The 22,868-nt window shown below is 72.8% G+C and carries 16 protein-coding genes; 4 read left to right on the top strand and 12 right to left on the bottom strand.

The window, feature by feature from the left end:
- Nucleotides 1-45: 45 nt before the first annotated feature.
- The 3 genes from FRADC12_RS23745 (at nt 46) to FRADC12_RS23735 (ending at nt 3,926) form a co-directional block, all read left to right on the top strand.
- Complete coding sequence (locus tag FRADC12_RS23745) at nt 46-1,164, top strand: phytoene/squalene synthase family protein (RefSeq protein ID WP_084011142.1); 1,119 nt, start codon at nt 46-48, stop codon at nt 1,162-1,164.
- Nucleotides 1,165-1,454: 290 nt separating this feature from the next.
- Complete coding sequence (gene serS / locus FRADC12_RS23740) at nt 1,455-2,717, top strand: serine--tRNA ligase (RefSeq protein ID WP_045878286.1); 1,263 nt, start codon at nt 1,455-1,457, stop codon at nt 2,715-2,717.
- Between the two features lie 255 nt (nt 2,718-2,972).
- Complete coding sequence (locus FRADC12_RS23735; RefSeq protein WP_045880126.1) at nt 2,973-3,926, top strand: peptidylprolyl isomerase; 954 nt, start codon at nt 2,973-2,975, stop codon at nt 3,924-3,926.
- A 108-nt stretch (nt 3,927-4,034) separates the two neighbouring features.
- Here the strand turns inward: FRADC12_RS23735 and FRADC12_RS23730 are convergent, their stop codons facing one another.
- Nucleotides 4,035-5,849 carry a DEAD/DEAH box helicase gene (locus tag FRADC12_RS23730; RefSeq protein ID WP_502685282.1) on the bottom strand — a complete coding sequence of 605 codons (1,815 nt, stop codon included), beginning with the start codon at nt 5,847-5,849 and terminating at the stop codon, nt 4,035-4,037.
- 547 nt (nt 5,850-6,396) lie between these two features.
- Here FRADC12_RS23730 and FRADC12_RS23725 point away from each other — a divergent pair.
- On the top strand, nt 6,397-8,040 hold the full coding sequence (locus FRADC12_RS23725; protein ID WP_045880124.1) for a helix-turn-helix transcriptional regulator: 1,644 nt from the start codon (nt 6,397-6,399) through the stop codon (nt 8,038-8,040).
- A gap of 285 nt (nt 8,041-8,325) precedes the next feature.
- On the opposite strand, the gene FRADC12_RS23720 is transcribed toward FRADC12_RS23725, so the two are convergent.
- The 11 genes from FRADC12_RS23720 to pdxT form a co-directional block, all read right to left on the bottom strand.
- Entirely contained in the window at nt 8,326-11,025 is a 2,700-nt protein-coding gene (locus FRADC12_RS23720) for a RelA/SpoT family protein (protein WP_045878285.1), read from the bottom strand.
- 88 nt (nt 11,026-11,113) lie between these two features.
- Nucleotides 11,114-13,807 (bottom strand): RelA/SpoT family protein, encoded by a 2,694-nt coding sequence (locus tag FRADC12_RS23715; RefSeq protein ID WP_045878284.1) that lies wholly within the window; start codon nt 13,805-13,807, stop codon nt 11,114-11,116.
- 297 nt (nt 13,808-14,104) lie between these two features.
- The gene (locus FRADC12_RS23705) at nt 14,105-14,665 is read right to left on the bottom strand and encodes an adenine phosphoribosyltransferase (protein ID WP_045878282.1); all 561 of its coding nucleotides are present in this window, start codon (nt 14,663-14,665) and stop codon (nt 14,105-14,107) included.
- A gap of 9 nt (nt 14,666-14,674) precedes the next feature.
- Nucleotides 14,675-15,889, bottom strand: a complete 1,215-nt coding sequence (gene secF / locus FRADC12_RS23700) for a protein translocase subunit SecF (protein WP_045878281.1) — start codon at nt 15,887-15,889, stop codon at nt 14,675-14,677.
- Nucleotides 15,890-15,892: 3 nt separating this feature from the next.
- The gene (gene secD / locus FRADC12_RS23695) at nt 15,893-17,788 is read right to left on the bottom strand and encodes a protein translocase subunit SecD (protein ID WP_198153021.1); all 1,896 of its coding nucleotides are present in this window, start codon (nt 17,786-17,788) and stop codon (nt 15,893-15,895) included.
- Nucleotides 17,789-17,991: 203 nt separating this feature from the next.
- Nucleotides 17,992-18,465, bottom strand: coding sequence for a preprotein translocase subunit YajC (yajC, locus tag FRADC12_RS23690; protein ID WP_045878280.1), 474 nt, complete (start codon nt 18,463-18,465; stop codon nt 17,992-17,994).
- Nucleotides 18,466-18,779: 314 nt separating this feature from the next.
- Entirely contained in the window at nt 18,780-19,868 is a 1,089-nt protein-coding gene (gene ruvB, locus FRADC12_RS23685; protein WP_045878279.1) for a Holliday junction branch migration DNA helicase RuvB, read from the bottom strand.
- A gap of 42 nt (nt 19,869-19,910) precedes the next feature.
- Nucleotides 19,911-20,528, bottom strand: a complete 618-nt coding sequence (gene ruvA / locus FRADC12_RS23680) for a Holliday junction branch migration protein RuvA (protein WP_045878278.1) — start codon at nt 20,526-20,528, stop codon at nt 19,911-19,913.
- Nucleotides 20,525-21,049 (bottom strand): crossover junction endodeoxyribonuclease RuvC, encoded by a 525-nt coding sequence (ruvC, locus tag FRADC12_RS23675; RefSeq protein ID WP_045878277.1) that lies wholly within the window; start codon nt 21,047-21,049, stop codon nt 20,525-20,527. Before ruvC ends, ruvA begins: the two co-directional genes overlap by 4 nt.
- Nucleotides 21,050-21,299: 250 nt before the next feature.
- A complete protein-coding gene (locus tag FRADC12_RS23670) occupies nt 21,300-22,055 on the bottom strand; it encodes a YebC/PmpR family DNA-binding transcriptional regulator (protein WP_045878276.1) in 756 nt (251 codons plus the stop codon).
- Nucleotides 22,056-22,248: 193 nt separating this feature from the next.
- Entirely contained in the window at nt 22,249-22,851 is a 603-nt protein-coding gene (gene pdxT, locus FRADC12_RS23665) for a pyridoxal 5'-phosphate synthase glutaminase subunit PdxT (protein ID WP_045878275.1), read from the bottom strand.
- Between the last annotated feature and the right edge of the window lie 17 nt (nt 22,852-22,868).

The raw sequence follows: 22,868 nt of genomic DNA, 5'->3' as shown, positions 1-22,868 counted from the left end.
GATCGGCCGTCCTGGCGTAAACCGGCCGTCGTACTCTCAAGCGCTGTGACCACAGCTGCCCGGGGTGGCGAGGCCGAGCTGGCCGCGATCGCCGCCGACCCGGAGCTACGCCGCTCCTACGCGGCGGCGCGGCGCCTCAACGCCGAGCACGGCCGCACGTACTACCTGGCCACGCTGCTGCTGCCGGCGTGGAAACGGCCGTATGTGCACGCGCTCTACGGGTTCGCCCGGTACGCGGACGACATCGTCGACAGCCTCGACTCACAGCTGCCGGCCCCCGAGCGGGCCGCGTGGCTGGCCGACTGGGGCGGCCGGCTGGTCGACGCGCTGCGCCGGGGCGGCCCGGCGGGAGGGACCGGCGCGGGCGACGGCCCCGAGCCCGACGGTGGCCACGAAGCACTGACCCCGCCGCTGTACGTGTCCGACGTGTCGGTGCTGCCGGCCGTGCTCCACACCATTCGCCGCTGGGACATCCCGCTGGGGCACTTCGAGGCCTTCCTGGCGTCGATGGCGATGGACCTGGCCGTCACCGGCTATGACACCTTCGATGACCTGATGACCTACGTGTACGGCTCGGGCACCGTCATCGGCCTGCAGATGCTGCCGGTCCTGGAGCCAAGCTCGGCCGCGGCGGCGCCCTACGCCGGGGACCTCGGCACCGCCTTCCAGCTGATCAACTTCCTGCGCGACGTCGGCGAGGATCTGCGCCGCGGCCGGGTCTACCTGCCGCGGGAGTCGATGGAGCTCTTCGGTGTCACCCGGGAACGGCTGGCGACCGGGGTGGTCGACGGCGCGGTACGCCGGCTGCTGCGCCACGAGGTCGGCCGGGCCAAGGAGATCCTGCGGGCCGCCGCGCCGGGGGTTCGGCTGCTGCACCCGACGTCACGGGACTGCGTGCGGACCGCGGCGCGCCTCTACGGCGGCATCCTCGACGAGATCGAGAAAGCCGACTATCAGGTGCTGGACCGCCGCGTCGCGGTCGGCACACCGCGCCGGCTGGCCGTCGCCGCTGGCGCCCTGCTGCGCATCCAGGCGGCGGCCGGCCGGGACCGGGCGCTGAGCGCCCTTCGGCCGCCCGCCTGGGTGGGGCGCTGGGCACCCTCCCCAACCTGGAGCGGGGACACCGCTGAAGTGCCGAGGCGGACGCACGTCTCTGGTCGATGACTGGGTTGCGCTGCGTTGGGTCTGTCGGCCGTCGGCGGTGACCGGCACGAGTGCCCTGAGGCGATCCGCCAGACCGTTCAGCTGGACGCCGGTTCTGGCCGGCGTCGCGGCGGCCGGCGGGGGCCGGCCTGCTGGTAGCGTGACCGTCGACCGCCCAATAGCGAACGGTCGACGGCCGCCACGCCGGTGACGACCCGCCTCAGGCCAGCGCGCGCCCGTCTCCGACGAGAGCAGGCCTGCCTCAGGGCAGGGCCGGCCGGACAGACTCCAATCAGGAACGACGGGACTCCATGCTCGACAAGCGCTTCATCCGGGACAACCCGGACGTGGTGAAGCAGGCGGTGCGCGTCAAGGGGCTCGATCTCGACGTCGACGAGCTGCTCAAGCTCGACCAGGAAAACCGCGAGCTGCAGTTCGCGAAGGACCAGGCGCTGTCCCGCCGCAAGTCGTCCGCCAAGGAGTTCGCCAAGGCCGACGCGGCGCGCAAGGAAGAGCTGCGCGCCCAGAGCGCCGACACCGACGCCGAGCTCAAGAGGCTGGCCGAGCAGCAGGCCGCCACGAACGAGCGGCTGACCGAGCTGATGCTCGCGACGCCGACCATCCCGTGGGAGGGCGCGCCGGTCGGGCCGGACGAGTCGGCCAACACGGTGGTGCGCACCTGGGGCACCCCGCCGACGTTCGACTTCGAGACGCTCGACCACGTCGACCTGGCCGAGAAGCGTGGCTGGGCCGAGTTCGCCCGGGCCCGCCGCGTCGCCGGCGAGCGCGCCTACGCGCTGTGCGGCGACCTGGTCCTGCTGGAGCGGGCGCTGCACTCCTACGCCCTCGACGTGCTGCGCGGCCGGGACTTCCAGCTGATGTCGGTGCCGGTCCTGGTCAAGGAGGCACCGCTGGTCGGCACCGGCATGCTGCCCAAGGGCCGCGCCGAGATCTACGAGATCCCGGCCGACGACGCGTACCTCGCCGGCACCGCCGAGGTGGCGCTGGTCGGCCTGCACTCGGGCGAGATCCTCGACGCCGCGCGGCTGCCGATCCGCTACGCGGGGATCTCCACCTGCTTCCGCCGCGAGATCGGCAGCGCGAGCCGCGACGTGCGCGGGCTGCTGCGCGTCCACCAGTTCGAGAAGGTCGAGCAGTTCGTGGTGTGCGCGGACGACCTGGCCGAGTCGGACCGCTGGCACGCCGAGCTGCTGGCCACCGCCGAAGGGATCCTCCAGGCGCTGGGCCTGGCCTACGAGGTCGTCGAGTGCTCCACCGGCGACATGGGCGTCGGCAAGTACCGGATGAACGACATCAACACCTGGTTCCCGTCGCTCGGGATGTACCGGGAGACGCACAGCTGCTCGTCGCTGAAGGACTGGCAGGCCCGGCGGGCCAACCTGCGCTACCGGACCCCGGACGGCCAGATTCACTTCGCCTACACGCTGAACAACACCGCTGTCGCGACCCCGCGGCTGCTCGCCGCGGTGCTGGAGAACTTCCAGCGGGCCGACGCCACACTGGCCGTGCCAGAGGTGCTGCGCCCTTACCTCGGCGGGCGCGACAGTCTCTGAATCCGTCGGATCCGCCACCGGGTAGGTTCGGGGCGCGAGCGCCGGACCGGGCGAACGCGGCGGCCATCCGGGGAGCGGCAGCGCGGCGAGCGGTCCGGGCGTGAGCGGGACCCAGCGCCTCCACAGGTTTCGCTAAGCCGACTCCAAGGCAACACCCAGCCGCGCTCACAAAGCTGGGCCCGGCGTCGGCGGGCCTTTGGGAGATCGCGGGCGAGCACGGTCTGTTGATGCGTGGAGGGCAGGGAGGCCCGGTCGGTGAGCAATTCGAAGACGCGGCGGCGGCGCGAGATCGAGATGGCACGCGCGCAGCGCCAGGCGGAGCGCCGCCACGCGATCCGCCGCCGCCGGCAGCGCCTCCTCGCGATCACCGCGGCGATCGTGGCGGTCGTCGTCGCGGGCACCGTCGTGGCCATCGTGCTGACCGTGGGCGGCGGCGGCAGCACCACCGCGAGCGCCAGCGCGACCCCGAGCGCGAGCGCGACCCCGAGCGCGAGCGCGACCCCCGCGGTGACGACCAAGGTCGGCGACTGCGTCTACACGAAGGACACCTCGGGCACCGTGGCCAAGAACGCCGCCATGCCGCCGTCCGCGCCGACGGTTTCCACCAAGCCGGCGACGATGACCATCAACACCAACTACGGCACGATGGTCGCCACCCTCGACCCGGCCAAGGCCCCGTGCACCGTGCACGCGCTCTATCAGCTGGCGCAGTCGAAGTACTTCGACAACACGACCTGCCATCGGGAGACCTACGGGCCCGAGGCCGGCATCTTCGTCCTGCAGTGCGGCGACCCGACCGCTTCGGGCCAGGGCACGCCCGGCTTCAAGTACAAGAACGAGAACACCTCGGGTGTGAACTACAACCGCGGCGTGCTCGCGATGGCGAACGCGGGGGCTGACACGAACGGCAGCCAGTTCTTCATCAACTACGCCAGCCCGAGCGAGCAGGGCGCACAGGCCCTGGCCGGCGGCTACACCGTCTTCGGACAGATCACCAAGGGCCTCGACGTGCTCGACAAGATCACCGGGCCGGGTGTGGTCGAGGGCGGCGATGACGGCGCGCCGGTCAGCAAGCCACAGATCACGTCGATCACGATCGACCAGGAGCAGCCGCCGGCAGCCACGGCGACCGCGACCTCGTCCGCGGCCAGCACGCCGGCGACGACCGCGTCCGCGACGGCCAAGGCAACCGCCAGCCCGACCGGCTGACCGGCTGACCGGCTGACCGGCTGACCATGCCAGTGGGGCTGGTCCGCGCCTTCCAGCGCGGACCAGCCCCATGGCGTTTCCCAGGCCCGAGAGCGGCGGGAGCGACCGCTAGGAGTTCCACTTGCGGAGCGTGTCGATCCGGGCCTGCAGCTGGGCGGCGGTGGCCTGTCCGCTCGGCGGCCCGCCGCAGGCCCGGCGGAGCTCGGCGTGAATCATGCCGTGCGGGCGGCCGGTGCGGTGGTTGTTCGCCGCGACCAGCCGGTTGAGCTCGCGGCGCAGGTCGCCGATCACCTCGTGGACCGGACGGCCTTCCTCGACCGGCTGCGGGCCGGCCTGGGCGGGCACCGGACCGGCGGCCTCGGCCTGCCGCGCGGCCTTCGCCTTGCGACCGCGCTCGGCGGCGAGCTGGGACGCCTGGCGTTGGCGCAGCAGCGTCGCGACCTGGTCGGGCTCCAGCAGGCCCGGCAGCCCGAGGAAGTCCTCCTCCTCCGCGGAGCCCGCGGCGGCCGGCGCGCCGAACTCGCCGCCGTCGAAGATGACCCGGTCCAGCTCCGCGCTCGATTCGAGGGCGGTGAAGGGCGAGTCCGGCTTGTCCGCGGTGTCGCGGCGCCGGTTGGCCTCGCGCAGCGCGTCGTCGTCGAACCCCTCCGGCTCGCGCAGCGGCTTGTCCAGCGCGTGGTCGCGCTGCACCTCCATCTGGCCGGCGAGGTCCAGCAGCACCGGGACACTGGGCAGGAACACCGACGCCGTCTCGGCCCGGCCGCGGCCACGGACGAACCGGCCGACGGCCTGGGCGAAGAACAGCGGCGTCGCGACCGACGTGGCGTAGACGCCGACCGCGAGCCGCGGCACGTCCACGCCCTCCGAGACCATCCGGACGGCGACCATCCACCGGGCGTCGGAGCGCCGGAACGCCTCGATCCGGTCGGACGCGGTCGGGTCGTCCGACAGCACAACCGTCGGCTCGGTATTGCTGATCCGGCGCAGCAGCGCCGCGTAGGCGCGGGCGTTGGCATGGTCGCTGGCGATCACCAGACCGCCCGCGTCCGGCATGCCGCCCCGGCGCACCTGGGACAGCCTGGTGTCCGCGGCGGCGAGGACGGCCGGCATCCAGTTGCCCTTCGGGTCCAGCGCGGTGCGCCAGGCGTGGGCCGTCTGCTCGGTCGTCAGCGGCTCGCCGAGCCGGGCCGTCAGCTCCGCCCCCGCGCTGGTCCGCCAGCTCATCTCGCCGGAGTACGCCAGGAAGATCACCGGGCGGACGACGCCGTCCCGCAGCGCCTCGGCGTAGCCGTAGGACGAGTCGGAGACGCTGCGGGTCACCCCGTCGGCACCGGGGAGATAGGTGACGAACGGGATCGGGTTGACGTCCGAGCGGAAGGGCGTACCGGTGAGGGCGAGCCGGCGGGTGGCCGGGCCGAAGGCCTCCCGGACCGCCTCGCCCCACGACAGGGCGTCGCCCGCGTGGTGCACCTCGTCGAGGATGACGAGTGTGCGGCGGGCCTTGGTGCGGGCCAGGTGCAGCGCGGGGTGCGCGGCGACCTGGGCGTAGGTGAGCGCCACGCCGGTGTAGTCGCGTGACGTCGCGCCAGCCGAGTTCCGGAAGTTCGGGTCGAGCGAGATGCCGAGGCCGGTCGCAGCGTCCGCCCACTGCCGCTTGAGGTGCTCGGTCGGCGCGACCACCGAGACCGCCGTCACAATGCCCGCGGCCAACAGTTCAGCGGCCACAGTCAGAGCGAAGGTCGTCTTTCCGGCGCCCGGCGTCGCGACCGCGAGGAAATCGCGGCCGCCGGCTCCCGAGGCGGCGCGGTAACGGTCGAGCGCCGCTCGCTGCCAGGCCCGCAGCGGGCGGGCGGCGGGGCTTGGGGCAGGAACCAGCGGGGCGCCGAGCTGGTGCGGGCGAAGTTGTTGGGGGCTGACGCTCACGGTTGCTGACTCTATGAGGCAGCACCGACAACCGGCCCCGTTGGCCCATCCGCCCGGCCGCGCGCCGCCGGGCGATCCGCCGCCCCGCACCACCCACCCGCTCCTTCGTTAGGCCAATGCAGACACATGTGACGCACAACAATTCCGAACCCGTGATCGCGATGTGCGGCTTCCCGGGCACCGGTGAGCGGTCATGCCAGATCCGCACGGTAGGGGGCACGGCCGTTGTGGCGACCAGTTGCACGTCCCGATGCACCTGCGGTTACCTGCCGCCACCCTCAGAGCACGTTACGAGTTTTGGGCGACCGCACGAGCTGCCACCTTCCGTTCCGACAGACCCAGCTCTGCACGGACGGTGAACAAGCGCGTTGGGGGACCGCCCATAACCGTCACAGCGACCGGCTACCCTGATCCCTGTCACCCTTCGCCGCCAGCCTGGGTCGGGCCGGAGTCAGCACGGATTCCGATGCCCGTCACCGCGGCCGGCGCTGAATACACGGACGCGTTCAGCGGAAAGCGGCGGAGCAGCGCTGACTGGAGGTTGGCCATGCCGACATCGCTCGGGGCGGCGGCGCGCGCGGGCGCGATCCGTCCGGCGACGGCGTCACCGCGCCGCGGCCTGGCCGGCGCCACCGGCGACCACGGCCGTTCCACCACCCACTCCCGCGGCGTCGGCGGCAGTGGCGCTGGTCACACCCCACCTCCGGCCAGGCCCCCGGCCGACGTGGACCTCGCCCCCGGCTCCGGCCCGTGCCGGACGCCGAACGGCCGGCTGCGGCTGTGCCGGGAGGAGAAGGGGTGGTCACAGGAACGCCTCGCCGTCGAGCTGCGCCGCTTCGCGGTACTGCATGAGGGCCGCGAGGCCGGCGTCACCGGAAACATGATCTGCAAGTGGGAGAAGGGCGACAAGAAGCCAAGCCTGCGTTACCAGCGGCTCCTGCGCGCGCTTTTCCACCGCTCGTCCGCCGAACTCGGTTTCATCGAGGACGACCCGATGACGGGAATGGCGGCGATCGGAATTCCGAGCGCTTTCCCGTCCATTCTCGATGGCGTGGAATCCTTGGCCGGAAATCTTCTCTCCGGCGCTCCTGGAAATTTGGTCGACGCCATTGCGCCTCGCGTCCTGGGCACGGACGAGGCGACGGAACTGCGCGGTATTCCGGCTGAGGGGCGCGAGTTCCTGCGCGTGGTGGCGGCTGGTGGCGGCGCCGTGCCGGTCGCCGCGGTGGTCACGACTGCCGCCGGCGCGAGCGACGAGCCGCCGTGGGACCGGCTGTCCGCCGCGCTGCGCCAGCGCAGCCCGGCCACTCCGGAGCTGGCCCACCAGCTCTCCCAGCACACCGCCGGCCTCTTCGGCCTGGAGGAACGGGTACCCGCGCGCACCCTGATGGGCCGGGTCACCCGCCACCTCGCCACGCTCGCCCAACTGCTCGAGTCGACGACCCGCACGCCGGCCCGCCGCCAGCTCGCCAGCACCGCGGGCGAGACGGCGGCGCTGGCCGGCTGGCTCGCGTTCGACCTGGGCGACAACGCCTCGGCTCTGGCCTACTACCGGGTGGCCATCGAGGCGGCCCGGGAGGCCGACGACCCCGCCCTGTGGGCCTGTGTGCTCGGCTACGAGAGCTACCAGCCGGGCGGCGTCGGCCGGCACGACCAGGCCTGCGCGCTGCTGGCCGAGGCGCAGCGCCGGCTCGGCGCGAGCGCGAGCCCGCTCACCAGGGCCTGGCTGGCCGCCCGGGAGGCCGAGGAGCAGGCCGCGCGCGGCGACGGCCGGGCCGCCATGGCCGCGCTGGACCGAGCTCAGGAGTCGTTCGACAAGGCGGAGCCGAGCGACCGGGTCTGGACCGGGTTCTTCGACCGCGGCCGGCTCGACGGCCTGCGGGTGACCACGTTCACGCGGCTGCGCCGGCCGACCGCGGCCTACGCCGCCGCGACCGAGGCGCTGCGGGCCGCCGGCCCGGCGGCGACCAAGAAGCGCTCGCTGCTGCTCGGCGACATCGCCGACGTGCACCTGGCCCGGCGCGACATCGACGCCGCCTGCCGGTTCGCCGCCGACGCGCTGGCCGTCGTCGCGCAGACGGACTTCTCGCTCGGCTTCGCCCGGGTGCAGCGGGTTCGTGAACGGCTGGTGCCGTGGCAGTCCTCGCAGCCGGTGCGCGACCTCGACGAGCAGCTGCGCGTACTCGCCTGAGTTCCGCCCGAACCGCCCCGCCGCGCGAATCATCGCGCGGCTCGTCAGCTCGCCCACAGGCGGCTTGGCCTGATGTTCGCCCGGTCTGCGCCCGGCCGGTAGCCGGAATCCCGTTTCCGGTACCGGGAATTCAGACCTCTCAGACAATGCGCGCCCGCTCCGGGCGGGCTCCGCGCGCCGCGCCGATCCGCATTTCGCCCGTGCATATGCAATTGCGCCGAGCCGCGCGGGGGAGCCGTCGCTTCCAGACAATGCCCGGTCCGTCAACCGCGCGCCGGACCAGGACTACGAGGCCGTCTGACAGGCTCGATAACAGTCGTAGACGCCGCCGACCCCGCGGACGGCGGCCAGCACCTCGTCGAGCTGGCGCGGCCCGGTCACCTCGACGGTGAAACGGGCGTGCGCGACCCGGTCCTCGGAGGTCGAGGTCGACGCGGCGCGCAGGCCGGCGGCGGTGTCCGAGAGCACCTCGGTGATATCGGCGAGCAGGCCGTACCGGTCGAACGCCTCGACGGCGATCTCCGCCGGGAAGGAGTGCGCGAGCGGCACGTCCCAGTGCAGGACCCCGACCGGCTCCCGTACCGGCCCCGCCGTCCCGCCCGGCCGGGCGTTCGCGCACTCCTGGCGATGCAGCGTCACCGCCGGATGGTGGGCGCCGTGGTGGGTCACGAAGCCGATGAGCTCGTCGCCGGGCAGCGGAAGACAGCAGCGGGCGATCCGTACCGGGGCATCCGGGCGCCCGTCCAGCGACGCCACACCGGCCCATGCCGGTGTCGGTCGGCGGCCCACCTCCGAGGCCGGGGCCGGCCTTGACCGGCGCCCACCGGCGCCCGGCGCCGGTGGCCTCGTGGTCTCGGCTCCCAGCTGGGCCGTCGCCGCCCCGCCGGCGACGGCCGGACCGGCTTCCGCGGCCAGCCGCGCGGCCGTCGTCGCGGGGGCCGCGTGGCTCGTACCCGCCGCGCCGAGCTCGGCCAGTTGGGCCCGGACATCGACCGACGGCGTCCCGGCGGCCAGGCACGACGTGGCTGTCCTACGGCCGTCCGCGACCGCCCTACCGTCCCTGGGAGGCCCGGAGGCCGGCGCTGCCGGGTCGGCGGACAGGCTGACCACGGGTTCGCCTCCGGCGGCACCCGAGGCCCCGAGGCTGACCGTGGAGGCCGTCGGGGCGGCATCGGTCGCGGCCAGCTCGCGTGTGCCGGCGCGTTCCGCTGGGGCGGCGCCATCCGGCTGGCCGCTCGTGTCGGCGGACGCCTCCGGTGCCGTGGTATTCACCTCCGCGGCCGCCGCGGTCTCGGCCGAGCGCCGCGCGGGCGCCGCGCCCTCCGACAGGGCGGCCTCCGGCGCGGGGCTGGGCCGGGTGCCGGTGGCCGGCTCGACCGGCTCGCGCCGGCCGCGGGCGAGGCGGCGGCGAATCCGTACCCGGGCCCGCGCCGTCTTCACGAACGACAGCCAGTCCTCCGACGGCCCGGCGTGCGGCAGGTTCGAGGTGAGGATCTCGACCACGTCACCGTTGCGCAGGCGCGTGTGCAACGGCACCAGACGGCCGTTGACCCGGGCTCCGATCGCCCGGTGGCCGACGTCGGTGTGCACCGCGTAGGCCACGTCGACCGGCGACGACCGGGCCGGCAGCGCGATCGCCTTGCCCTTCGGGGTGAACGCCAGCACCTCGTCGGAGTCCAGGTCGCTCGACAGCGACTCCAGGAACTCGCCGGGGTCCTTCGCGTCGCCCTCCCAGTCCAGCAGGCTGTGCAGCCACGACAGCCCCTCCAGCCGGGCACCGTCCGCGCCCTCGCCAACCGGGCGGGCGACGATGCCGGTCTCGGCCAGCAGGTGCATCTGCGGGGTGCGGATCTGGATGTCGACGGCGTGCCCGGTGCTGTCGGTGACCGTGGTGTGCAGCGACTGGTACATGTTGAACTTCGGAGTCGCGACGAAGTCGCGCAGCCGGCCGGGTACCGGGCGCCACAGGCCGTGGATCACGCCGAGGGCGGCGTAGCAGTCCCGGACGTCCTCGACGAGGACCAGCACCCGGACGACGTCGTAGTAGTCCCGCGGCGGCCGGCCGCGGTCCTGGGCCCGCTTGTAGATCGAGAACAGGTGGCTGAGCCGGACCGACACCGTACCGTCGATCTTCGCCTCGGCGAGGCCGACGCGCAGCCGGGCGACGACGGCCGCGAGCTGGCCGCTCTCCCGCTCGGCGGCGGTCAGGTCGTCGACGAGCTCCTGGGTCCGGCGGTACTGGTCCGGGTCGAGGACGGCGAACGCCCGGTCCTCCAGCTCACGCTTGATCACGCTGACCCCGAGGCGGTGCGCGAGCGGCGCGAGGATCTCCAGCGTGACCTGGGAGATCTTGGCCTGCTTCGGCGGCGACATGAACTCGAGGGTGCGCATGTTGTGCAGCCGGTCGGCGATCTTGATGACCAGCACCCGGTAGTCCTTGGCCAGCGCCACGATCAGCTTGCGCAGCGTCTCGGCCTCGGCGGCGTCACCGAAACGCATCTTGTCCAGCTTGGTGACGCCGTCGACCAGGTTCGCGACCTCGGTGCCGAACTCGTCGGCCAGCCCGTCGAGCGTCGCCCCGGTGTCCTCGACGGTGTCGTGCAGCAGGCTCGCCATCAGCGTCGTGGTGTCGACGCCGAGCTCGGCGAGGATCTCGGCGACGCCCAGCGGATGGACGATGTACGGGTCTCCGCTGCGGCGCATCTGGCCGTGGTGGTACCGCTCGGCGGCCTGGTAGGCCTGGATGACCACGCCGATCTCGGCCTTCGGGTGGAAGTCGCGGTGCGCCTCGACGATGCCGCGCAGCTCCGGCGGGATCTGGCCGCCGCGGGACGAGGCGACCCGCCGGGCGAGATGGGCGAGCCGGTGGCTGGCCGTCCGGGCGGCGCCGAGCGGACGGGCCTCGTCACCGACGGCCTGCTGGGCCGCGACGTCCGGCGAGAGACTGCCACCGGCTGGCAGTGCTGCCCGCGCCCCAGCGTCCATCGCGCCCCTGCCCTCCGTTTATCCCTAAAAGCCGAAGGAGGCGCGACTCGGCTGTAGTTTCATCGCACCTCCCTCGGTCATGGCCCGCCTAGCCCTGTATGCCAGACGTGACACGGAAACAGTCATAGACACCGTCGATCCGCCGGACCGCGGCCAGAACCTGGCCGAGGTGCTTGGCGTCCCCCATCTCGAAGGTGAACCGGCTGATCGCCACCTGCTCGCGGTTCGTCGTCACCGACGCGGACAGGATGTTGACGTGATGATCGGACAGCACCCGGGTCACGTCCGACAGCAGCTTCGCCCGGTCCATCGCCTCGACCTGGATCACCACCAGGAATACCGAGCCGGACGACGGGGCCCATTCGACGTCGACGAAGCGGTCGGCCACCGGCGAGCTGACGTCGCCGACGTTGGCGCAGTCCGCGCGGTGCACCGACACGCCCCGGCCCCTCGTCACCAGGCCGGCGATCTCGTCGCCCGGCATCGGCGTACAGCACCTGGCCAGCTTCACCCAGATGTCGGCGGTTCCGGAGACCAGCACGCCCGGGTCGCCGGTGGAGCGGCGCAGCGGGCGGATCGGCAGGACGACGTCGGCGACGTCCTCCTCGGTCGCCTCCGGGCTGCCCATCGCGGTCAGCAGCCGGTTCACCACGGCCTGCGCGCTGAGGTTGTTCTCCCCCACCCCGGCGTACAGCGCGCTGACGTCGGTGTAGCCGAGCTCCTTGGCCAGCGTCAGCAGGCCCTCACCGGTCATCAGCCTGGTCAGCGGCAGGCCGTGGCGGCGCAGGGTGCGCGCGATGGCGTCCCGGCCGGCGACGACGGCGTCCTCGCGGCGCTCCCGCGCGTGCCACTGGCGGATCTTCGAGCGGGCCCGGGACGACCGGACGAAGGTCAGCCAGTCCTCGCTGGGACCGGCGGACTGCGCCCGCGACGTGAAGATCTCCACGGTGTCGCCGTTGTCGAGCGCGGTGTCCAGGGCGACGAGCCGCCCGTTGATCCGCGCGCCGACGCACTGGTTGCCGACGTCGGTGTGGACCGCGTAGGCGAAGTCGACCGGGGTCGAGCCGGCGGGCAGCGGGATGACGTCGCCCTTCGGGGTGAACACGAAGACCTCGTCGGCCGGCGCCTCGAAGCGCAGGCTGTCGAGGAACTCGCCCGGGTCGGCGGACTCGCGCTGCCAGTCGAGGATCTGGCGCAGCCAGCTGGCCAGGTCCGGGTCGGCGGCGCGGCGGCGGCCGGCGGTGCGGCCGTCCTCCTTGTACTTCCAGTGGGCGGCGATGCCGTACTCGGCCCGGTTGTGCATCCCGTGCGTGCGGATCTGCAGCTCGACCGGCTTGCCCTCCGGGCCGATCACGGTCGTGTGCAGCGACTGGTACATGTTGTACTTGGGCATCGCGATGTAATCCTTGAACCGGCCCGGGATCGGCTTCCAGTTCGCGTGGACGGTGCCCAGCGCCGCGTAGCAGTCCCGGACCGAGTCGACCAGCACCCTGATGCCGACCAGGTCGTAGATGTCGTCGAAGGACCGGCCGCGCACGACCATCTTCTGGTAGATCGAGTAGTAGTGCTTGGGCCGGCCGGACACGACCGACTCGATCCCGGCCGCCGCCAGGTAGCCCTGCACGTGCGCGGTGACGTCGTCGAGGTAGACGTCCCTGCTGGGCGCCCGGTCGGCGACGAGCCGGACGATCTCGTCGTAGCGCTTCGGGTAGAGCGCGGCGAACGAGAGATCCTCCAGCTCCCACTTCAGTGAGTTCATCCCGAGCCGGTGCGCCAGCGGCGCGTACACCTCGAGGGTCTGGCGGGCCTTGCGCTCCTGCCGGTGCTCGGGCAGGAAGCGCAGTGTGCGCATGTTGTGCAGCCGGTCGGCGAGCTTGACGACGAGCGCGCGCGGGTCGCGGGCCATCGCGATCACCATGCGGCGGATCATCTCCGCCTGGGCCATCTCGCCGGCGTTGACCTTCTGCAACCGGCTGACCGCGTCGACGATGAGCGCGACCTGGTCGCCGAACTGCTCGCTGATCTGCTCGACGGTGAGCGTCGTCTGCTCGAGGGTGTCGTGCAGCAGCGCGGCGCACAGGGTGGGGATGTCCATGCCCAGGTCGGCGAGGATGCCGGCGACGGCGATCGGATGCGTGATGTAGGGGTGGCCGGAGGCCCGGACCTGGCCGGCGTGCGCGGCGTCGGCGACCTGGAAGGCCAGCTGGACGGGGCCGGTGTCAGCCTTCGGGTGGTTGGCGACCAGGCCGCGGATCACCGGGTCGAGCGCCGACGGCGGGGTGGCGCGGTGCGCCGAGAGCCGGGAGAGCCGGGCCCGCAGCCGCCGCGGCACCGGCGGCGACTCGTGGCCCAGGCGGGGTGGCACCGGGGAGCCGTCCTCGGGAAGCTCCCCCGGCCCGGCCAGCCGGCCCGCGGCGAGCACCCCGCCGCCCGCGAGCAGCCCGCCGCCGATGGCGACCACCGAGGGCCCGGCCGCACCGTTGCCGGAGCTGGGTGACTCGGGGCTCGGCCCGCCGTCCGCCAGGGCACCTGGAGTGGCTCCACCCGGGCCGCCGTTCAACGGCGTGACCAGTGTCTTCCCGCCGTTCGCCGGGGCGCCTGTGGCGGGCTCGGGGGCGTGCTCCTGCTCGGCTGCCTCGGCGGGTCGCGCGGCGGCGGACCCGTCCGCCACGGCGCCGGCGCCGGTCCCGGGCGGCACACGGCGTCGCTCCGGCGCCGGGCCCTTGGCGGGCCCGGACGCCGGGAGCGTGGCGCCGGTGGTCACCGGGACTGCGTCGGGCACGGGTTGCTCCTGCCGGAAAGTCTGACTTCGAGACTAACGCTGGGTTAGCCGCCGTCCTTCCGCAACCCGGGCCGTCACGACGTGATCCCGATGGCAGACCGGCCTGCCCACTCAAACGTGCCCACGCCGCGGACGGTTGCCGCCTGCCGGGGGGTCCGGAACAGTCGGGCTGGTCGCGCGGGAACGCTCGCCGCCACCCAGCCGTCCGCGAGCGGCTCGGCCCGGTCCGCCTCCAGGAGGTCGCTCCCCAGCGTCACAGGCCACCGAGACGCATCAGCGGGAGTCGGCGAGCAACGGTCAGACCGTCAGAAGGGCGGTCACGTCCAGTGACGGGATCCGCTCCCGGCCGGCCAGGAACGTGAGCTCCATCAGCACGGCGAGACCGAGTACCTCGGCGCCGCCGTGGCAGATCAGGTTCGCGGCCGCGGCGGCGGTACCCCCGGTGGCCAGCACATCATCGACGATGAGCACCCGTTCACCAGGGCCGACCGCGTCGTGGTGGATCTCCAGCGTTGCGGTGCCGTACTCCAGCGCGTAGGACTCGGCGACGGTGCGTCCGGGCAGCTTGCCCTGCTTGCGGATCGGCACGATCCCGGCGCCGACCCGGTCCGCGACCGGCGCAGCCAGCAGGAAGCCGCGGGCTTCGATCCCGGCGATGACGGTCGCGCCGACCCGCCGGGCGGTCTCGGCGAGCGCCCCGATGACGGCTCCGAACGCGGCCGGGGTGGCCAGCAGCGGGGTGATGTCCTTGAACACGACCCCGGGCTGCGGGAAGTCGTGGACGTCGCGCACATGTGTGCGCAGCGCCTCGGTGGCCGCGGCCAGCGCCGCGTCCTGCGGGGTGTCGATGCTCGTCATGGCGCCTTCTTACCGCCGCTTCCTGCCGCCGGAGCGACCGCGTCCGCCATCTCGGCGCGCCGCAGCGGGTCCGCGCCCCGCCGCCGGCTGCCCGGGGCGGGCTCCGGGCCGGCGGGGCGTCGCCCCGGCCGGCGCCGGCGTCCGGTCGTCTCCCACATCCGGACCGTCGGCGGCGTAGGCGACGGCGTAGGGCGCGGAGCGCCCGGCCGGCGCCGATCCCGACCCGGCCTTGGCCGTCTCGGCGGCGGCGGACCGGGCGGCATTCGTCCGCGCCCGGGTAACCCGCGCGTCGAGGGCCTTGACCGCCTGCTCGTTGCGCTTCAGGTCCACCAGCAGCGGCGCCGCGAAGAAGATCGACGAGTAGGTGCCGGAGGCGATGCCGACGAACTGGGCCAGGGCGAGGTCCTTCAGCGTGCCGGCGCCCAGCAGCCCGGCGCCGACGAACAGCAGGGACGCGACCGGGATCAGGGCGATGAACGACGTGTTCAGCGACCGGACCAGGGTCTCGTTGAGCGAGTCGTTCGTGGCCTCGGCGTACGTCCGCTTGCTGGAGGTCGCCATGCCGGCCGTGTTCTCGCGTATCCGGTCGAACACGACGACGGTGTCGTACAGCGAGAAACCGAGGATCGCGAGAACCGCGATGACCGTGTCCGGGGTGACCTCGAACCCGATCAGCGAATAGACGCCGAGCGTGACCACGAGGTCATGGATCAACGCCGCCATCGCGGCGGCCGCCATCTTCCACTCGAACCGGACCGACAGGTAGATCATCACCAGGACCAGGAAGATCACAAGTCCTTCGATGGCCTTGCTGGTGATGGTCGAGCCCCACGAGGCGCCGACCGTCGAGATGTCGATCTCGGTGGACTTCGCCCCGAAGTCCTTCTCGATCGCGGTCGCGACCTTCGTCGTCTGGGCGTCGGTGAGGACCGGGGTCTGCACGCGCAGCTGCTTGCTGGTCTGCAGCTCCTGGATGACCGCGTCGTCCGCGTTGACGCCCGCCTCGTGCAGCGCGCCGCGAGCGTCCTCGATCGAGTGGCCCTTCGACGGGAACTGGAAGACCGCGCCACCGGAGAAGTCGATGCCCAGCGAGAAGCCACGCACGATCATGCTGATGATGCAGATCACGAGCAGCGTGCCCGAGATGATGTACCAGACCCGGCGTCGGCCGATGAAGTCGAAGGAGTGTTGGCCGCGCAGGAACCGGGTGATCGCCGAAGACATCTCTCAGGACTCCCGCTTCTGTCCGGATGACCCGCCGACCCGCGCGGTCGCGGTGCCAGGTGGCGAGCCGGGCCCGTCGGCCGGCGCTGCCCGCCGAGCGAGCCGGGGGCGCGCCGCGGCCAGCGGCCCGCCCCGGTTCGACGGGTTCAGCCCCGACCACCGCGGCGACGTGAACAGCCGCAGCCGGACCAGGAGCGTCACGAGCGGCCGGGTGAAGATGAACACGAGCACCACGTCAGACAGGGTCGACAGGCCGAGGGTGAACGCGAAGCCGCGAACGGAGCCGATGGACACGATGTAGAGGACCGCCGCGGCGAGGAACGAGACCGTGTCCGCGGACAGGATGGTGCGCCGGGCCGCTGGCCAGGCCCGCTCGACCGCGTGGCCGATCGTTCGGCCCTCACGCACCTCGTCCTTGATTCGTTCGAAGTAGACGACGAACGAGTCGGCGGTGACACCGACGGACAGGATGAGGCCGGCGATGCCGGCGAGCGTCAGGGTGAAGCCGATAGCCGAGCCGAGCAGGCAGACCGTCGCGTAGACCAGCAGCCCGCTGACCACGAGCGACGCGATCACGACCACGCCCAGCAGCCGGTAGTAGAAGAACGAGTACAGGATGACCAGCCCGAGGCCGATGGCGAGCGCGAGCATGCCGCCGCGCAGCTCGCTGTGGCCGAGCGTCGGGGAGATGGACTCCGCCTGCGACTTCTCGAACGCCAGCGGGAGGGCACCGTACTTCAGGACGTTCGCCAGGTCGTTGGCCGACGACTGCGTGAAGTTGCCCGAGATGCTCGCGTCGCCGGGGATGCGCTCGTTGGTGACCGGGGCCGACTGCACGATGCCGTCGAGGACGATCGCCACCGGCTTGTTGATCGTTTCCTCGGTCAGCTTGGTGAACTTCTTCTGGCCGGAGCCGGTGAAGCTGACGGAGACGACCCACTGGCCGGTGGAGACGTTCGAGGTGCCGCCGGTGGTCTGCAGCTGTGCCTGGGCGGTCTTGACGTCCGTTCCGACGACGGACGCGGGCATCAGCAGATACTTGGTGGTGTTGTCCTTCGAGCAGGCCGCGGTCCAGTCACCGGGGGCGTCCGTGGTGCGCACCTTCTCCGGGCAGACCAGCGCATCGTACTTCTTCTGCACGTCGGCGGGTGGCGTCGCCGCGCTCGCCGAGGGGCTGGCGGTCGCCGCCGGAGTGGGCGAGGCGGTCGCGGCCACGGCGGCGCTCGCCGAGGCAGCCGGCGTAGGCGTCGCGGACGGCGCCTTGGTCGCCGCCGGGGTCGCCGCGCCGGCGGCCAGCAGGGCCGAACCGACCGCGTCGGCCCGCGCTGTCGAGGTAGCCCCGGCCGTCGGAGTCGCGGCGCCGCCCGCCGTGGGCTTGGGGCTGGCCGGCGTGGTCGCGCCGGCCGCGGTCGGCGTCGCGCTCGCCGGTGCGAGCGTGCTGCCCGCCGACGGCGACGCGGACGGCGCCACCGGGGCAGTGGCCGTCGGGGACGGGGCGACCGCGGTGCCGGCGCCGGACGTGTAGACCGTGCGGAAGCGCAGCTCGGCGGTCTGGCCTACCAGGTTCACGACGTCGGAGCGGCCACGGCCGGGTACCGAGATCTCGATCTGGTTGCCGTTGCGCTTCACCTCGGACTCGGCGACACCGAGGCCGTCGACCCGCTGCCGGATGATGTCGACCGCCTTGTCGACCGCGCCGCTGTTGACCTTCTGGCCGGCCTGCGTGGCGCGCGGCGTGAGGATGACGCTCGTGCCGCCCTGCAGGTCCAGGCCGAGCCGAGGCGTCAACGTCCCGGTGAGAGCCATGACCGCGTAGAGCACCGCGAGCACACCGGCGAGGAACCCCAGCCGGAGCCATGACGAGCGGGTCTCCCGCGCTCGCGTCGACCGTCGTGCCAACGGATTTCCCTTCTGCCCACCGGATCGGATGATCCCGACCGGAGCCAAACTATCCGACGGGCGCAGGCCTTGGGACGTTCCATCGCCCCGCGAGGACCCGACGAGTCGTTCTGTCTACCAGGCGCTGGGGAGCCGATTCCGACTCGCCACCGACGGCCAGGCCCGCTTCACGCACGAAGAGGCTGCCCGCGCCGGTGCCGCGCCTACAGGTCCTTCTTCGGGGGCTTACTGGCCTCCGGCGCTTCCGGAGTCACAGCCTGCTCGTCGGCCGGCGTCTCGGCGGCTGGCGCGTCGTCCGCCGGGGATTCGGCGTCCTTCTCGAACGACACGGCGGTGTCCTCCTCCGGGACACCAGCGGTGTCCGGGGAGCTGATGACCCGGCCGACCGCGCCACGGTTGAACCGGCAGACCACGTCCGGCGCGATCTCCAGCAGGATGTCCTCGCCGTCGGTCTCGACGATCGTCCCGTAGAGGCCACTGCGCGTCATGACGAGCGTGCCGGGGCCGAGCTTCGACTGCTCGCTCTGAGCCGCGCGCTGCCGCCGACGCTGCATCGTGAAGAAGTAGACCCCGACCAGGACGATCAGGAGCGGGAGCAGCCAGCTCCCGAAGCCGCCACTCGACTTGCTGGCGGCCTCGTCATTGGCCGCGATCGCCGCGGCCGCGAATAGGTGCACGTCCTGTTCCTCCTCGGTGTCGCGGCCGATCGTACGTATCAGGCCACGGGACTCGACGGGAGGGCACCAAGACGCGCCGGTTTCGCCACCGGGTCGGCCCCGTTTCCGCCGTGGCGACTCGTCCTCGGCCAGCGGGATGCCATCATTACGGTCACAGCGAGTGCTCTGATCACGAGCGCACGACGGTCTGTGCTCATAGCGTGTGCCTGAATGCGCTGCGTGTCAGGCCCGCACAACGATCTGTGGATGAGCGGTGTCCGTCCACAGGGACTTCCGCCGGACCCACGACCCCGTCCGGTCCCAGGCGCCGCCCGTCAGGTCTCCGGCCGGGCGTCCGCCCGGAATCCCGGTTCCGAGAACAGAGCCGCCTGAGCCGGTGGCACCTGCGCCCGGCCGAGCTCCTGGTCCGGAGGGTCGAAGCCGAGGTGGGTGAAGGCCGCCGGCGTGGCCATCCGCCCACGCGCGGTCCGCACCAGCAGACCGGCCCGCAGGAGGAACGGCTCCGCGACGTCCTCGACGGTCTCCGGCTCCTCGCCGACCGACACGGCCAGCGTGGTGAGCCCGACCGGCCCGCCACCGAACCGCTTCACCAGGGCGGTGAGCACCGCGCGGTCGAGCCGGTCGAGACCGAGCGAGTCGACGTCGTAGACCCGCAGCGCCGCCTGGGCGACGTCGAGGGTGACCACGCCGTCGGCGCGCACCTCGGCATAGTCGCGAACCCGGCGCAGCAGCCGGTTGGCGATGCGGGGGGTGCCGCGGGAGCGCCCTGCGACCTCGGTGGCACCCGCTGGCGTGAGCTCCACCCCCAGCAGCCGGGCCGAGCGGGCGAGCACCGCGACCAGCTCGTCCGGGTCGTAGAAGTCCAGGTGCGCGGTGAAGCCGAACCGGTCCCGCATCGGCCCGGTCAGCAGGCCGGCCCGGGTGGTCGCCCCGACCAGCGTGAACGGCGCGACGGCGAGCGGGATCGCGGTCGCGCCGGGCCCCTTGCCGAGCACCACGTCGACGCGGAAGTCCTCCATCGCCGAGTAGAGAAGCTCCTCGGCCGGCCGGGCGATCCGGTGGATCTCGTCGATGAAGAGCACCTCGCCGGGGGCGAGCGCGGTGAGGATCGCGACCAGGTCCCCCGCCCGCTCGATCGCCGGGCCGCTGGTCAGCCGCAACGGCACCGCCAGCTCCTGCGCGATGATCATCGCGAGGCTGGTCTTGCCGAGCCCAGGAGGCCCGGACAGCAGCACGTGGTCCGGCGGTCGCCCTCGCCCGCGCGCCCCGGCCAGCATGATCGAAAGCTGCTCCCGGGCCTTGCGCTGACCGACGAACTCCGCCAGTGTCCGCGGGCGCAGCCCCGCCTCGAAGGCACGCTCCTCGGCGTCGGCGGCCGCCGCGACCAGCCCGTCCTCACCCATCCGTGCCACCCGTCAGCTCGTTGTCCCGGTCCGTGGTCCCGGCTACCGGGGCCGCAGCACGGCGAGCGCGGCGCGCAGCAGGGCCGACACGTCGTCGGTGTCGGTGCCGTCGCCGGCGAGCACCGCCGCCACGGCGTCCTCGGCCTCCCGGGTCGAGTATCCGAGACCGCCCAGCGCGTCGGTGACCTGCTCGGGGGCAGTGCGCGGCGAGGGCAGGACCCGGCCCCCGGCGGCCGGGCGCGCGGGCCCGCCGCCGACGGGCGGGCCGAGCTTGTCCTTGAGGTCGAGCACGATGCGCTGAGCGCCCTTGCGGCCGACGCCCGGCACCCTGGTCAGCGCCGCCAGGTCCTCGTCCGCCACGGCCCGGCGCACCTCGTCCGGGGCGAGCACGCCCAGTACCGCCTGGGCGAGCTTGGGGCCCACGCCGGCCGCGCCCTGCAGGGTCTCGTAGACGTCACGCTCGTCCGCGTCGGCGAAGCCGTAGAGGGTCAGCTCGGTCTCCCTGACGACCAGCGCGGTCGCGAGCCGGGCCGGCTCGCCGACGGCGAGACCGGCCAGCGTCGCCGGGGTGCACTGGACCAGCAGCCCCACCCCGCCGACCTCGACGACGGCCGCCGTCGGCGACACCGACAGCACCGTCCCCGCAACCGACGCGATCATGCCTGCGCTCCCCCGCCGGCCACCGCGGCGCGTACCCGGGCGAGGGCTGGGCCACGCCAGATGTGGCACAGCGCGAGAGCGAGCGCGTCCGCGGCGTCGGCCGGTCGTGGCGGGGTGTCCAGGTCGAGCAGCCTGGAGATCATGAAGGTCACCTGGGCCTTCTCCGCACGGCCGCTGCCGGTGACGGCGGCCTTGACCTCGCTGGGGGTGTAGAGCGCGACCGGCAGGCCGCGGCGCGCCGCGAGCACGATCGCGACGGCCCCGACCTGGGCGGTGCCCATCACCGTGCGCACGTTCGCCTGGCTGAACACCCGCTCGACGGCGACCGCCTGGGGCTGGTGCCGGTCGAGCCACGCCTCGATCTCCACCGAGATGTCCCGCAGCCGGATGGCGACGTCGTCGGCCGCCGGGGTGCGCGCGACCCCGACCTCGACGAGCGTCGCCCGCCGCCCGGCACCCCCACCGTCGACCACCCCGAGCCCACATCTCGTCAGCCCGGGATCGACACCTAGTACCCGCATGACCCCTCAGCCTCCCGGACCAGTCGAGCGCACTCCGACATCGGGGTCCGGAACCCGGGATCCCCGGCTGGCCGCGCTGGCGGGCAGTCGGGGGAGGTGCCCCCCGGGCAGACATCGCGGCCCTCGGGAAGCTGACCAGGGCAGCGAACGGGGCACACCAGCTCGGACCGCATGACCGCCCATCTCCGCCAACACGAACGCCTGTTCGGAGTGTAGGAGGGGGGCGCATCAGGACATCCGCGACACGCGGCTAACCGGCCACCAGCTCCATGATCTCGTCCGAGATGTCGGCGTTGAACCAGACGGACTGGACGTCGTCCAGGTCCTCCAGCGCGTCGACGAGCTTGAGCACCTTGCGGGCCGGCTCGGCCCCCAGCGGCACGCTGACGCTCGGCAGCCACGAGATGTCGGCCGAGTCGATCACCAGGCCGGCGTCGGTCGCCGCGACCCGGACCGCGTGCAGGTCGGTCGCCTCGGAGATGACCTCGAACGCCTCGCCGAGGTCGTTGACCTCGTCGGCGCCGGCGTCGAGCACGGCCAGCAGCACGTCGTCCTCGGTCAGGTCCTTGGTCTTGGTGACCAGCAGGACGCCCTTGCGGTTGAACAGGTAGGCGACCGAGCCCGGGTCGGCGACCGTGCCGCCGTTACGGGTGATCGCTACCCGGACGTCCGAGGCGGCCCGGTTGCGGTTGTCGGTCAGGCACTCGACCATCACCGCGACCCCGTTCGGGCCGTAGGCCTCGTAGGTGATCGACTCGTAGTTGACGGCGTCGCCGAGCTCACCGGAGCCGCGCTTGACGGCGCGGTCGATGTTCTCATTCGGCACCGACTGCGACTTCGCCTTCGCGATCGCGTCCGCGAGCGTCGGGTTGCCCGCGGGGTCGCCGCCGCCGGTCTTCGCCGCGACCTCGATCGTCTTGATCAGTTTGGCGAACAGCTTGCCCCGACGGGCGTCCTTGACCGCCTTCTGGTGCTTCGTGGTCGCCCACTTGGAGTGACCGCTCATGCCCTGCCCCTCTACTTCGTGGCCCGGCCCGTACGCGGCGCGGGAGACTTCATGATCGCACCCCTTGGTCGAGCGAAGCTCGACACCGGAGTCCCCGCCTGGCCGCGCTGGCGGACAGTCGGGGGAGGTGCCCCCCGGAGCAGACATCTGGCGACGGCCCACCGGGAAGCTGCCCGAAGGGCAGCGAACACGGCTAGCCGGCCGCCGACTCCTGAACCATCTCGACGAACAGCTCGTGCATCCGGGTGTCCCCGGTCAGCTCGGGGTGGAACGAGGTGGCCAGCAGGTGCCCCTGCCGCACGGCCACCGGATGCTCTCCGACCCGGGCCAGGACCGTCACCGCGTCGCCGGCCTTCTCCACCCACGGAGCGCGGATGAACACGGCGTGCACGGGCGGGCCGTCGACCCCGGCGACGTCGAGGTCGGCCTCGAACGAGTCGACCTGACGCCCGAAGGCGTTGCGCCGCACGACCACGTCGAGCCCACCGATCAGCGGCTGGTCGGGCCGGCCGTCCAGCACGTCCCGCGCGAGCAGGATCATGCCAGCGCACGAACCGTACACCGGAAGACCATCCGTGACGGCATCCCGGAGCGGCTCGAGCAGCTCGAAGATCTTCAGCAGCCGGCCGATGGTGGTCGACTCACCACCCGGCAGCACCAGGCCGTCGACGGCGGCCAGCTCGGCCGGCCGCCGTACCTCCACGGCCTCGGCGCCCACCGCGGCCAGCGCCCGGGAGTGCTCCCGCACGTCACCCTGCAACGCGAGCACCCCAACCCGGGGATGCCACGAGGTCATGTACCCACCCCCGAGCG

The organism is Pseudofrankia sp. DC12 (genome assembly GCF_000966285.1).
Taxonomy (GTDB): Bacteria; Actinomycetota; Actinomycetes; order Frankiales; family Frankiaceae; genus Pseudofrankia.
Note: the sequence above shows the minus strand (reverse complement) of the source record. Positions and strands in the feature narration are given on the sequence as shown.